The 14207-nt window shown below is 51.7% G+C and carries 8 protein-coding genes, 2 tRNA genes and 1 CRISPR repeat array; of the genes, 2 read left to right on the top strand and 8 right to left on the bottom strand.

Annotated features, from left to right (window positions below; genetic code table 11):
- Positions 1–53: 53 nt before the first annotated feature.
- Positions 54–1178 carry an FG-GAP repeat domain-containing protein gene (locus tag Pelsub_RS11760; RefSeq protein WP_116223549.1) on the top strand — a complete coding sequence of 375 codons (1125 nt, stop codon included), beginning with the start codon at positions 54–56 and terminating at the stop codon, positions 1176–1178.
- Positions 1179–2408: 1230 nt separating this feature from the next.
- On the opposite strand, the gene Pelsub_RS11755 is transcribed toward Pelsub_RS11760, so the two are convergent.
- A tRNA-Pro gene (locus Pelsub_RS11755) sits at positions 2409–2482 on the bottom strand.
- A gap of 53 nt (positions 2483–2535) precedes the next feature.
- On the bottom strand, positions 2536–4035 hold the full coding sequence (locus Pelsub_RS11750; RefSeq protein WP_158675093.1) for an adenine deaminase: 1500 nt from the start codon (positions 4033–4035) through the stop codon (positions 2536–2538).
- Between the two features lie 27 nt (positions 4036–4062).
- Here Pelsub_RS11750 and Pelsub_RS11745 point away from each other — a divergent pair, with 27 nt between their 5' ends.
- A complete protein-coding gene (locus tag Pelsub_RS11745; RefSeq protein ID WP_158675092.1) occupies positions 4063–4509 on the top strand; it encodes an FG-GAP repeat domain-containing protein in 447 nt (148 codons plus the stop codon).
- A 1169-nt stretch (positions 4510–5678) separates the two neighbouring features.
- On the opposite strand, the gene Pelsub_RS11740 is transcribed toward Pelsub_RS11745, so the two are convergent.
- The 6 genes from Pelsub_RS11740 to cas7c all read right to left on the bottom strand — a co-directional run bounded on the left by Pelsub_RS11740 (position 5679) and on the right by cas7c (position 14203).
- Positions 5679–5752 (bottom strand) — tRNA-Pro (locus Pelsub_RS11740).
- Positions 5753–5805: 53 nt separating this feature from the next.
- The gene (locus Pelsub_RS11735) at positions 5806–7554 is read right to left on the bottom strand and encodes an adenine deaminase (RefSeq protein WP_158675091.1); all 1749 of its coding nucleotides are present in this window, start codon (positions 7552–7554) and stop codon (positions 5806–5808) included.
- A 396-nt stretch (positions 7555–7950) separates the two neighbouring features.
- A CRISPR array of direct repeats spans positions 7951–11013; the repeat unit is 33 nt; unit sequence ATTTCAATCCACGCCCCCCATGCGGGGAGCGAC.
- Positions 11014–11180: 167 nt separating this feature from the next.
- Positions 11181–11471 carry a CRISPR-associated endonuclease Cas2 gene (gene cas2 / locus Pelsub_RS11730; RefSeq protein WP_116223552.1) on the bottom strand — a complete coding sequence of 97 codons (291 nt, stop codon included), beginning with the start codon at positions 11469–11471 and terminating at the stop codon, positions 11181–11183.
- 11 nt (positions 11472–11482) lie between these two features.
- Positions 11483–12514 (bottom strand): type I-C CRISPR-associated endonuclease Cas1c, encoded by a 1032-nt coding sequence (gene cas1c, locus Pelsub_RS11725; protein ID WP_116223553.1) that lies wholly within the window; start codon positions 12512–12514, stop codon positions 11483–11485.
- The gene (gene cas4, locus Pelsub_RS11720) at positions 12515–13183 is read right to left on the bottom strand and encodes a CRISPR-associated protein Cas4 (protein ID WP_116223554.1); all 669 of its coding nucleotides are present in this window, start codon (positions 13181–13183) and stop codon (positions 12515–12517) included.
- 135 nt (positions 13184–13318) lie between these two features.
- On the bottom strand, positions 13319–14203 hold the full coding sequence (gene cas7c / locus Pelsub_RS11715; protein ID WP_116223555.1) for a type I-C CRISPR-associated protein Cas7/Csd2: 885 nt from the start codon (positions 14201–14203) through the stop codon (positions 13319–13321).
- Between the last annotated feature and the right edge of the window lie 4 nt (positions 14204–14207).

Genomic DNA, 14207 nt, shown 5'->3' with positions numbered 1-14207 from the left:
TGAATGAATTGTCAGGTATTCATAGAAATTAATGATTTAGTGAGGAGAGCTTAATGGTTATTGGAAGAATGCATCGAGGTATTTTGGCAGCTGCCCTAATCGGAACTTTGATTTTTTCAGGTTGTGTCACTATTGGAACGTCGGATAAGGGAAACTCGGGGGAGATGGAATCCACCCAAATGGCTTTCGAAATGACCAAAATGGCCTTTGAAATGCAGGTCAACGAGGCTACCAGTGAGGCGCAGCAGGCCAACGCCGTGAATGCGACTGCTGTTCCCGCCGCACCCGCCAAAGCGGAAGCTGCGCCGGCTCTTTCCCTGGCTTCTTCTTATGGACAGGCACAGAAATGGTCAGACGGGGTTTGTCAAATTGCCTGCTTTTTTGCGGATGTAACCGGTGATGGGTTGGCCGATTTTATTGCCCAGGATAATGACGGGCTGAATGTGCTGCCTTCTACCGGAAGCGGTTTTCCTCAATATACCAATTGGACCGGCCAAAAGGTAACTTGCGATAATAATTGCTATTTCGCCGATGTGACCGGTGATGGCTTGGCAGATTTTATCGCGCATGACGTGGGCGGTGTATTCGTCCTGCCTTCCACCGGGATCGGCTTCGGTCCGGCCGGCAACTGGACCGGCGCGCCGGTGGGCTGCGATAACGGCTGCTCCCTGAAAGATGTAACCGGGGATGGCAAGGCTGATTTCATCGCTTCCGATGATGATGGCGTGTACGTGCTGCCCTCCACGGGGGCGGCCTTCGGCGCGGCGCAGAAATGGTCGGACGGCGTTTGCCAGCAGGGCTGTTTCTATGCCGACGTAACCGGCGATGGGTTGGCGGATTTTATCGCGCATGATAATGACGGCTTGAACGTGCTGCCCTCCACCGGCAGCAGCTTTGGGCCGTACAGCAACTGGAGCGGCGGCCCGGTTGCCTGTGATGAGGGCTGCTTTTTCGCGGATGCGGATGGCGACGGCAAGGCCGACTTTATCGCGCAGGATATGGAGGGCATTTACGTGCTGCTTTCCAACGGCTCCAGCTTTGGCGCGCCCGCTAATTGGACCAATGGGACTACGGTTCTGTGTGATTTAGGCTGCTTCCTGGGAGATGTGACCGGGAACGGCGCCGCGGACTTCATCGCGCAGGACGACGACGGCATCTGGGTCGTGCCGGCCCAGTAGGCTTATTTTTGGATGATCAAAACGCCGGTGAAACCTCACCGGCGTCTTTTTTTTACCCCCATCTTGAGGGGCAAAACGTTGGCTGAGCTTGTCGACCGCGAAGCGTTCCCTTGGGGAAAGCCAACCGGAAGAATCCCTGCCAAGCTTAAGATGTCATTCTTAGCGAAGTGATCGCGAAGCACTCCCTTGGGGAGAGAATCTCGGCCTGAATGTATAGGAAAGGTAATAATCACCCCCGTGATTCAAACGCTTATTGTGAAATGGAAGATCAGAGCAAATGCCGGACTGCCCTTCGATAAACTCAAGGCGCTTTGGTCTTTCAATTGTCATTGCGAGCCCGGAGGGCGAAGCAATCTCAGCTGCCTGACCTGGCAATTTCAATGGTGGGTAATTTACCATGAAGTAAAGGCATTATTTATTTTGGCCGAGATTCAATCGGTCGCACCTTTCGGGCGCTCCCTCAGAATGACATCAGCGGTGTTGGGGCGGGTCGCGAAGCACCCCCTTGGGGGGGCACGGACCCCAATAGAGAAAAGGGTGCTTAAAGCAAAACGACCACTGCGAAAGTGGTCGTCAGTCGTCGAAGCTCACTGCAGGAGCAGTGAGCGTAGATACTCGATACAGGTTTGCATCCGGTAAACCTGTATCGAGCAGAGAAATTTAATCTAAGTGGATATGTTAATAAAAATAATCTCTCATTTATGCGAGAGATTATTTTTAAGGTCGGCGGGTCGCAGTCCATTTCGTAAGAAATGGACGAAGATACTGAAAACAGAAAATCTGTTTTCAGTACGGATTTGAACACCGGAAAAATAAAAAGACTGCTTTCAAAGCAGTCTCCTAAAAAAAGTCGGGGCGGGCGGATTTGAACCGCCGGCCTTCGCGAAGCACCCCCTTGGGGGGCACGGACCCGAATAGAGAAAAGGGTGCTTAAAGCAAAACGACCACTGCGAAAGTGGTCGTCAGTCGTCGAAGCTCACTGCAAGAGCAGTGAGCGTAGATACTCGATACAGGTTTGCGTCCGGGCGAACCTGTATCGAGCAGAGAAAATTAATTAAAGAGGATATGTTAACTAAAAAAATCTCTCATTTATGTGAGAGATTCTTCTTTATAGTCGGGGCGGGCGGATTTGAACCGCCGGCTTTCGCGAAGCACCCCCTTGGGGGGCACGGACCCGAATAAAGAAAAGGGTGTTTAAAACAAAACGACCACTGCGAAAGTGGTCGTCAGTCGGGGCGGGCGGATTTGAACCGCCGGCCTCACGGACCCGAACCGTGCGCGCTACCGGTCTGCGCTACGCCCCGAACACGAAGATTATACCTTACCATCGTGTAATCCAACAATACTAAATGTGAAATTAAAACAGATCAATCTCCTTCTGAAGGACGGTATCCAGCAACCCGACCAGGTCGGTCACGCGTACCTCCGGCACGACGGGCAGGGCCAGCCCGGCGATGGCCAATATGGGCGACAGGGTGGTCAAGCCCAGTTCCCGGCCGATGCGGTTCAAGACGGAAGTTTCTTCCGCCAGCTCCGCTACCGATTTCGGCGACATTAGTCCGGCAATCGGCAATTCAAGCTTTCCCAGAACTTTTTGGTTCTTCACAAATATCACGCCGCCGCCGCATTTTTCCAACTCCAGGGCAGCCACGAGCATATCATCCGGATTGTGCCCGGCGATCAACAGGTTATGCGAATCGTGCGCGATGGTGGTGGCCAGGGTGGCCTCGCGCAGGTGCAGGCCGCTCAGCAATACAGTCGTTGCAGCGTGCGGCTGGCCGTGGCGCGGCACCACGCTCAGATAACACATATCATCCGAGCTGCCAGCCAGGTTGAGATACCCGTCCTTGACCGGAACGCTGTTTCTGTGCAATTCGGTCATGCCGCTTTCCAGCAGGTGGATGAAATTGACATCCACGCTCCCGTTTTCAACCGGCGCTTTGATCCGGAAGGTCTCGCGGCTGGGACGTTGGCCGAAAATCACGCTGTTGGCGGGGTTGATCGACACCGGCGGTTCGGGAATATCGATGATCAGCTTGCCGTTTTTGGAGACGAATTTTCCGTTGATCAGCACGTCGTTGACGCGCACATCTTCCAGCGAGTTCAACAGCAGGATGTTGGCATAATACCCGGGGGCGATGGCGCCCAAGTCTTTCAATTGGTAGGCGCGCGCGCCGGTCAGTGAAGCCCAGCGGTAGGCCAGGGCGGGCTGGATGCCGTATTTGATTACCTCGCGCACGACGCGGTCCATGTGGCCTTTGCTGATGATGTCGTCGGGTTCGATGTCGTCCGTGCACAACGCGATGTCAATGAAGGGCAAGTCTTTGATGGCCGGAATGACTACCTTAACCGGATTTCCAAATGAGCTTAATTTCAGCAGCGGCAGCATGCCCAGGCGGATCTTCTCGACCGCTTCGTTCCCGTCGCGGATCTCGTGATCGCTTTCGATACCGGCCGCCAGATAGGCGTTCAGCTCGCGCCCGACCAGCAGGGGCGAGTGGCCCTGGATGGCCACGCCGGCGTCCAGCGCGGCTGTCACGATGTCGCTGATGGGTTGGTTGCCCCTGACCACGCCGATGTAATCCATCACCTCCGCGGCGGCGATCACGCGCGGCCACTTGAACATCTCGGCGATTTCCTTCGCCTTGAACTCCGCCCCGGCGGTTTCTTTTCCGGGCACGGCCGGCACACAGGTGGGGATGGAAATATAGACGCGCAGGGGCAGTCCTTCGCTGGCCTCCACCATGTAGCGCACACCCTCCATGCCCAGCACATTGCCGATCTCGTGCGGGTCGATCACGGAGACGGTGGTGCCCAGCGGCAGGACCGCAGACGCATAATTGGCGGGCGTCACCATGCTGCTTCCGATGATGATGGCGTGTACGTGCTGCCCTCCACGGGGGCGGCCTTCGGCGCGGCGCAAAAATGGTCGGACGGCGTTTGCCAGCAGGGCTGTTTTTATGCCGATGTGACCGGCGATGGGCTGGCGGATTTTATCGCGCATGATAACGACGGCTTGAATGTGCTGCCCTCCACCGGCAGCAGCTTCGGCCCGTACAGCAACTGGAGCGGCGGCCCGGTAGCCTGTGATGAGGGCTGCTATTTCGCGGATGCGGATGGCGACGGCAAGGCCGACTTTATCGCGCAGGATATGGATGGTATTTACGTGCTGCTTTCCAACGGCTCCAGCTTTGGCGCGCCCGCCAATTGTACCAACGGGACTACGGTTCTGTGTGATTTAGGCTGCTTCCTGGGAGATGTGACCGGGAACGGGGCCGCGGACTTCATCGCGCAGGACGACGATGGCATATGGGTCGTGCCGGCCCAGTAAGAGTTGCTAGATAGGTTCATTTGAGACGCCGGTTGATGCTCGCTGGCGTCTATTTTTTACCCCTTTCTGAGTCTCCCTGTTCAGACTTTGCAGACATCGAGAGGGAAAAAACCGGAAATTCTTTCCAATGTCATTCTGAGCGAACGTAGTGAGCGTGAGAATCTCGGCCAGCAATACTAAATAATGTGTAGGGCGGGATTCTTCTTGTATTCAGTAGTGACGAGTGATCCCGCTGCTATTATGCAAATTTCAGCTTCAGCCCCTCCCTATCCCTCCCCGTTCCGGCTGCGCGGAACAGGGAGGGCATTTGATCTGATGGCGAGTCGCGCAAAACCCCCTTGGGCCTTCGCGAAGCACCCCCTTGGCGGGTCGCGAAGCACCCCCTTGGGGGGCACGGACCCGAATAGAGAAAAGGGTGCTTAAAGCGAAACGACCACTGCGAAAGTGGTCGTCAGTCGTCGAAGCTCACTGCAGGAGCAGTGAGCGTAGATACTCGATACAGGTTTGCATCCGGTAAACCTGTATCGAGCAGAGAAATTTAATCTAAGTGGATATGTTAATAAAAAAAATCTCTCATTTATGCGAGAGATTTTTTATAAGGTCGGCGGGTCGCAGTCCATTTCGTAAGAAATGGACGAAGATGCTGAAAACAGATTTTCTGTTTTCAGTACGGATTTGAACCGCCGACCTTCGCGCAGCATCCCCTTGGGGGACACGGACCCGAACAGAGAAAAGCGTGCTTAAAACAAAACGACCACTGCGAAAGTGGTCGTCAGTCGTCGAAGCTCACTGCAGGAGCAGTGAGCGTAGATACTTGATACAGGTTTGCGTCCGGTAAACCTGTATCGAGCAGAGAAAATTAATTAAAGATGATACATTAACAAAAAAAATCTCTCATTTATGTGAGAGATTCTTCTTTATAGTCGGGGCGGGCGGATTTGAACCGCCGACCTTCGCGCAGCATCCCCTTGGGGGGCACGGACCCGAATAGAGAAAAGGGTGCTTAAAGCAAAACGACCACTACGAAAGTGGTCGTCAGGGGGGGGCGGGTCGCAGTCCATTTCGTAAGAAATGGACGAAGATACTGAAAACAGATTTTCTGTTTTCAGTACGGATTTGAACACCGGCAAAATAAAAAGACTGCTTTCAAAGCAGTCTCCTTAAGAAAGTCGGGGCGGGCGGATTTGAACCGCCGGCCTCACGGACCCGAACCGTGCGCGCTACCGGTCTGCGCTACGCCCCGAACACGAAGATTATACCTTACCATCGTGTAATCCAACAATACTAAATGTGAAATTAAAACAGATCAATCTCCTTCTGAAGGACGGTATCCAGCAATCCGACCAGATCGGTCACGCGTACCTCCGGCACGACGGGCAGGGCTAGCCCGGCGATGGCCAGTATGGGTGACAGGGTGGTCAAGCCCAGTTCCCGGCCGATGCGGTTCAGAACAGAAGTCTCCTCTGCCAGCTCCGCTACAGATTTCGGCGACATTAACCCGGCAATCGGCAGTTCAAGCTTTCCCAGAACTTTTTGGTTCTTCACAAATATCACGCCGCCGCCGCATTTTTCCAACTCCAGGGCAGCCATGAGCATGTCTTCCGGGTTGTGCCCGGCAATCAACAGGTTGTGCGAATCGTGCGCGATGGTGGTGGCCAGGGTGGCTTCGCGCAGGTGCAGGCCGCTCAGCAATACAGTCGTTGCGGCATGGGGTTGGCCGTGGCGCGGCACAACACCCAAATAACACATATCATCCGAGCTGCCAGCCAGGTTGAGATACCCGTCCTTGACCGGAACGCTGTTTCTGTGCAATTCGGTCATGCCGCTTTCCAGCAGGTGAATGATATTGACATCCACGCTCCCGTTTTCAATGGGTGCTTTGATCCGGAGGGTCTCACGGCTGGGGCGTTGGCTGAAGATCACGCTATTGGCGGGATTGATCGACACCGGCGGCTCGGGAATGTCGATGATCAGCTTGCCGTTTTTGGAGACGAACTTCCCGTTGATCAGCACGTCGTTGACGCGCACATCCTCCAGCGAGTTCAGCAGCAGGATGTTGGCATAATATCCCGGGGCGATGGCGCCCAGGTCTTTCAGTTGGTAAGCGCGCGCGCCGGTCAGCGAGGCCCAGCGGTAGGCCAGGGCGGGCTGGATGCCGTAAGCGATTACCTCGCGGATCACACGGTCCATGTGGCCTTTGCTGATGATGTCGTCGGGTTCGATGTCGTCTGTGCACAATGCAATGTCGAGGAAGGGCAGGTCTTTGACAGCCGGAATGACCACCTTGACCGGATTGCCGAAGGAGCTTAATTTCAACAGCGGCAGCATGCCCAGACGGATCTTCTCGACCGCTTCGTTCCCGTCGCGGATCTCGTGGTCGCTTTCGATGCCGGCTGCCAGATAAGCGTTCAGCTCACGCCCGACCAGCAGGGGCGAGTGGCCCTGGATGGCCACGCCGGCGTCCAGCGCGGCCGTTACAATGTCGCTGATGGGCTGGTTGCCCCGGACCACACCGATGTAATCCATCACCTCCGCGGCGGCAATCACGCGCGGCCAGGTGAACATCTCGGAAATCTCCTTCGCCTTGAACTCCGCCCCGGCGGTTTCTTTTCCGGGCACGGCCGGCACACAGGTGGGGATGGAAATATAGACGCGCAGGGGCAGTCCTTCGCTGGCCTCCACCATGTAGCGCACGCCCTCCATGCCCAGCACGTTGCCGATCTCGTGCGGGTCGATGACGGAAACTGTCGTGCCCAGCGGCAGGACCGCCGCGGCATAATTGGCGGGCGTCACCATGCTGCTTTCGATGTGCAGGTGCGTGTCCACAAAGCCGGGCGCAGCCCACTTGCCCGTGCCATCGATGGTCTCTTTGGCCTCCAGCGGCGTTGAACCGGCCGGCACGACCAGCGCGATGCGCTCGCCGTAGATGCCGATGTCGCCTGGGTAGATCTCACAAGTGAAAACATTGATCAGATTTACGTTCTGGATGACTAAGTCTAAGGGTCTATCCCCCCGTGCCACTTCAATGAGTTCGCTCCTGCTCATGCTTGAAACCTCCTTGATAAAACGATAAGTTACTTTATTGTATATTTCTTTACTAATAATGGACACAAAATTATTCAGAGAAAAGGAAAATAATATTGTCATCCTGAGGGAACAACCTGACCGAAAGATCTGCACCCCCACGCGTTTGGTTAACATCTTGCCCGATTGAATATTTCTTAATTGTGAATAAACACAAGAATTATTCTCGATCGGGAGAAAATAATGTTGTCATCCTGAGGGAACAAAGTGACCGAAGGATCTGCACCCCCACGTATGAAGAGAAAACTGCACCCGGGTGCAGTTTAAAAAATACCCTTGACAGGAACACCCCAAGCGTGTGGGGGAAACAGTTTTGGTATGTTGAAATAATGCGCCCTCAATGGAGTTTTACGTAAAATATCAATCCACGCCCCCCATGCGGGGAGCGACCATTGACGATCTGGAACCGCACCAGGGCACAGAAATTTCAATCCACGCCCCCCATGCGGGGAGCGACGTCAGTTTATAACGATAACGGTTATTATAAATATATTTCAATCCACGCCCCCCATGCGGGGAGCGACACCAACAGCGATTAGCACCAACACCCAATAGGCGGGATTTCAATCCACGCCCCCCATGCGGGGAGCGACGTCCCAAGCAGTTTTTACACAATGCTAAAGGATTTCAATCCACGCCCCCCATGCGGGGAGCGACGTTTGACCTCATCCAAGTATACCCCGACCAAGTATTTCAATCCACGCCCCCCATGCGGGGAGCGACGTCATATCCAAATCTCCTTAAAGCTCCGTCCAATATTTCAATCCACGCCCCCCATGCGGGGAGCGACCCCGTCCGCAAGTTCCTTGTTAGCCGTCTCTTTATTTCAATCCACGCCCCCCATGCGGGGAGCGACTACGGCAATATACAGACCTGCCCATAAGAGCCTATATTTCAATCCACGCCCCCCATGCGGGGAGCGACTATCCCACGATTTCAAACAATATCCTGATTACCCTATTTCAATCCACGCCCCCCATGCGGGGAGCGACACGCGCTGGTTTTCTAATTGGTCGAGGGTGTTTAATTTCAATCCACGCCCCCCATGCGGGGAGCGACCACTATCTCGCGGTTCATTTCTCCTCCAGTTCTGGATTTCAATCCACGCCCCCCATGCGGGGAGCGACCTGTAAGATAATGTGCGCTGTAATTTATCAGGCGATATTTCAATCCACGCCCCCCATGCGGGGAGCGACTCTCTTCTGGTTCACTTGGCGGGTCGCAATCTTCCATATTTCAATCCACGCCCCCCATGCGGGGAGCGACCTTTTTCAGCGTCTCGTCAAGCCCATGATTGTAGTATTTCAATCCACGCCCCCCATGCGGGGAGCGACATTATCCTTTCTACGCGCGGGCGTCCAGGGTTACATTTCAATCCACGCCCCCCATGCGGGGAGCGACCGCCTCCGTCAGTTCGGCGTGTTTCTCATTCAAATTTCAATCCACGCCCCCCATGCGGGGAGCGACTTTCCATGGACTAAGATTACACCTTTTCGATATTATTTCAATCCACGCCCCCCATGCGGGGAGCGACTCTTTCCTTCCGGTTTTCCGTCAGCGCCTTTTTTATTTCAATCCACGCCCCCCATGCGGGGAGCGACTCCAGATGTCAAGGTTGTAAAGACGTGGTTTACATTTCAATCCACGCCCCCCATGCGGGGAGCGACTATTCCACCCGTTGATTTACCGATTAGCTCGTATATTTCAATCCACGCCCCCCATGCGGGGAGCGACTGGAATCCCAAATATAAACAAAACCGTTTTTCAACATTTCAATCCACGCCCCCCATGCGGGGAGCGACTTTAGATCTGTTTTTGCGCAACGCTATCCAACATATTTCAATCCACGCCCCCCATGCGGGGAGCGACGTACATTTTGGCGATGTATATTCGGTACATTGTAATTTCAATCCACGCCCCCCATGCGGGGAGCGACTGCGCGATGGCGTGTAATTCCTAACGCATGAAAATTTCAATCCACGCCCCCCATGCGGGGAGCGACCGTCACGCGCCAGCAGGTGGATTATTACCGGAAAATTTCAATCCACGCCCCCCATGCGGGGAGCGACTTTTTGACGTTCAACCGATCTTGATCCATTGTTATATTTCAATCCACGCCCCCCATGCGGGGAGCGACTTGACCGACCGGCGTATGCGCGACATCATCGAGATTTCAATCCACGCCCCCCATGCGGGGAGCGACCACTTGTCCACAACTTATCCACAGGCGAAAACATTTCAATCCACGCCCCCCATGCGGGGAGCGACCCCAAAAACCAATGATACGCGCCGGGGTTGTTCTTATTTCAATCCACGCCCCCCATGCGGGGAGCGACAAACTTCCGCGATGCGGAAATGCTCACGCCGACCGATTACAATTTCAATCCACGCCCCCCATGCGGGGAGCGACAGTTGTGCGCAGTTGCTGAGCAAGGGAAATCCGAAATTTCAATCCACGCCCCCCATGCGGGGAGCGACCACCCAGCGATACCATAATACCGCGAGCATCCAATTTCAATCCACGCCCCCCATGCGGGGAGCGACGTGGCTACCCTGAGCGCGATTATCTGCTGGAGCACGAGATTTCAATCCACGCCCCCCATGCGGGGAGCGACTATATTTTAATTAATCTTGTACCAATAATTTTTATTTCAATCCACGCCCCCCATGCGGGGAGCGACGTGCTGACGTTGTTGTTCAGCTTCTTCCCGGGTCTATTTCAATCCACGCCCCCCATGCGGGGAGCGACTTCCAGCACTTTCGATTGGGCGGCCATTGGCATTATTTCAATCCACGCCCCCCATGCGGGGAGCGACTAAATTCCACGCTTTATGATATGGAAATGGCTTCAATTTCAATCCACGCCCCCCATGCGGGGAGCGACTACTCTACTTCCTTGTGCGTGACCGCGGCATTACATTTCAATCCACGCCCCCCATGCGGGGAGCGACCTTTCCATCAAGTCCCTCGCGCAATCCGGCAACGATTTCAATCCACGCCCCCCATGCGGGGAGCGACGGCGGTTCAATGTCAGAAGACCAGTGGCGCAATATTTCAATCCACGCCCCCCATGCGGGGAGCGACATTACGTACTTGCAATACGTTTTTGGGTAGCCAATTTCAATCCACGCCCCCCATGCGGGGAGCGACAAAGCAGCCGGTTTGCCGGTGCGCCCGCCTGACATATTTCAATCCACGCCCCCCATGCGGGGAGCGACTATCATCCCTGGTGGTTGGAAGCTCCCCGATGATATTTCAATCCACGCCCCCCATGCGGGGAGCGACCAAAGCCCCATGATGTAGGATAATCTTTCAATTCTATTTCAATCCACGCCCCCCATGCGGGGAGCGACTTTCAGGCCTGCGCCTGGCTGACGTTCGCGCAGAATTTCAATCCACGCCCCCCATGCGGGGAGCGACTGCAACATGTGACAAATTATACCAATGTCCCCCTATATCTTGGGTTACTCTGCAACTCCAACTATTTTTCCCTTTGAAAAAAGCTATTATTTTGATTTATTTCGTAAAATACTTATGCAAATTTCTGCGAATCCCACAATAAATTAATGTTCACATTGGGTTCGCGTTTATACAATTAACGTGGCTTCAATGTCAATACTGGCTTTGGCTCCGACATGTTCTACACGTTTTTTCCAATCATCTCCCAGATAATAGTATCGGATACTGTCCTTTTCCTTATTCATTATTTCAGCTAATTTGGCTTGCAGCCGTTTAAATAAGGCAGGATCAATAATACATTCAAAAACGGAGTTTTGAACACGTTGGCCATAATTTTGGCATTGTTTAGCTACTCTACGTAGCCTCTTCTTCCCATCCTCTGTTTCGGTATTCACATCATAAGTAATCAAAACCATCATTACATTGGCTCCTAATTCCAAAAAAATGGAGGATATGCATCCAAATCTCCCCTCAAGTAGCGGGAAAGCAGCAAAGCCTGTATATAGGGGATCAAACCAAAATCAATCCGCTCTTTTAAAAATGGGTGGACGATTTGTTCTTTTTTTCGCTCTTGCCATTCTTTGAGTACTACCTTTCTGGTTTCATCATCCATGATAACTCCCCCGCTTTCTTTTTGCAGGAATCCCTTTCCGCTGACTTGTTTACGATTAATTAACGAGAGTGCCAAGCGATCAGCAAATACAGGTCGTAATTCTTCCATTAAGTCCAATGCCAATGATGGTCGTCCTGGACGATCTTGATGCAGGAATCCAATATACGGATCTAATCCTACAGTTTCTAGTGCGGATGCGGCTTCGTTTGCAAGAATTGTGTATAAAAATGAAAGTAAGGTATTCATGTTGTCCATAGGAGGGCGGCGAGATCGTTCTTTGAAAAAAAAACTATCCTTCTGCTGCAAAATTAATTGATCAAACACTTTAAAATAAATCTTTGCTGAGCTGCCCTCAAATCCCATTAGATCATCATTCCTTGTACAGTTTGGGATTGTTTTCAATGTATCCTTTAATGAAGCCGATGCCTTTCCTAATTCAAAACGATCGATAATTAAACCATGATCTCTAATTGCTCGCTCAATAACCCTGCGGCAATTGGATATTTTCCCAATGAGAAATGAAGCGGCAATTTTGACACTCTCTTTTTCATTTTCAGAAATTAAGAACTGTTTTTTCCTCAGCAATACATTGCCTTTTATTTTCCCTGTTACCCGGCCAAGGAAATACCCCCGTGGCGACAGAAAACATAACCCGATATTATGTTCTGCGCAAGCTCCCATTAACGCCGGGCTGGTGCCTTGATAATTAAAACAAACAATATTTTCAAGATTATGCAGCGGCAAGCGCATGGCAATATCATCGTCTTTTCTGACAATAACATTTTCACCATCCAATGCCAGGTAAGTATCCGGCGCGGTAACATACAGTACGTTCAATAACTTTTTCATCTACTCACCATTGATTTGCATTTGGATATACTTTGATGCCGTTATCACATTGCCGAGCATTCCGGGCAAACAAATTTCCTTCAGTGAACAATTTTGGCAGGCTTTGGTTGGTCTGACTTGAGGTGTATAACTTCTATCATAATATGCATGCATTTCCCCTGCCATTTTAAAGACAAAATTGCGCAAACCCTCCGTTAAAGGCACTTTTTCCCGGTGCCTGGTTTTTCTATAATAAAGATATCCGAAGGGAATATCCGTGCTTAACATTTCTTCCAGGCAGATAGCCTGTGCACATAATTGCGCTTCGTCACTATGATCTCGTTTTACATCCCCATGTTTATATTCAATGGGAATGGGGAGATACTGTTCTTTTCTGCCTGGAATATGAATTCCTTCGTAGGAAAGATGAAAATCAACCACATCACAGACACCATTAAGCCCTAATCGATAGGATGACACTGGAACTGAACGTGCAATTACAACTTCTCTTCTGACTTCTGAAAAGAAGGGGTCATCTGCCCTATCATGCATGAGTTTTCCCTCGGCAGTGAGCACATTGTCCTGCCACTGGTTTTCAATATGGATTAAAGCCCATTGTCGCCGGCAAAAACAAAAGTGCTGGATTCCCGAGAGTGGTAGTAGTTCGTCAGTTGAATATTCAGCTTTCATTTATTTATCCCAAATAGAATAGAAATTAAAAAGCGCTCTCTATCATGATTATTTCTGGGCGTCTCTGTCGCACTGTTTATTCAAATCGCATGAATGCTTTGAAATTCGCGGAGTGGTTGAAAAAATTTGACCTAATCATTCCCCTTCTATCACTTCGCACTTTAATCCAGGCAACTCTTGTTCGATCTCTTCTTTGCTAGGGAAATAGTAATCTTCAATGCGCATTGGTTCAGTAATGCCTTCTTTAACACGAACCTTACTCCCAACCGACCGGTGGACCTTTGCGGAAGAATATTGCCCGTTGTTGGAGTTGTGCTTCCACCAGTAAAACTTGTAGATCTCCATACTTCCTTCCGGTCTGGCTGATGAAGCGTCTCCTCGGAACAATGTTAATAAAGCGGATTTGATTGCCTCTGAGTCTTCGTCTGTAAATCCGGTTTTGGATGCTAATTGTGGATTCATACTTCCGAAAAATACATATACACCATGGTCTACACGATGCTTCATTCCCATAGTGTCCGAAGCTTTTTTCGTACCATCTCCTTCACCGCTTACGCTTTTTGTTATTTGAATGCTGGTCACGCGATCAATAACCGGTGCAATCGAAAAAGCTGGATGAACAGATACTGGTCCGCGAATCCCTATGGATACTCCTGACCCATCCTCACTGCCTTTATATGCAAAGACTTGTCCGAAAGCACGCACATCCAACCATTGCTTGCACGCTGCTTCACGGTATTGTTTTTCATCTTTCATGTCTATGTTTTTCAACACGCCTTCTGCCCTTGAACGAAGAGAGCGATAATCATCAACGCGATTATCATCGGATTGGACAAAGATTGAATAACCGGATTCCAATAAACGATTCCTGATTTTGCGCTTTAAACAGACATCTGAAAGCTCTCCATGCCCATCATAATTTACTCTGGGCCGGTTGCCATTTAGAGGATCACCATTTGGATTGGCATTTTCTACACATACGATAGCTGCAAAATCAATTTTGTTTTTTAATGGTTCCATGTTA

Origin of the sequence: Pelolinea submarina, from assembly GCF_003966975.1 — a bacterium.
In the GTDB taxonomy this organism is placed as follows: Bacteria; Chloroflexota; Anaerolineae; order Anaerolineales; family Anaerolineaceae; genus Pelolinea; species Pelolinea submarina.
Note: the sequence above shows the minus strand (reverse complement) of the source record. Positions and strands in the feature narration are given on the sequence as shown.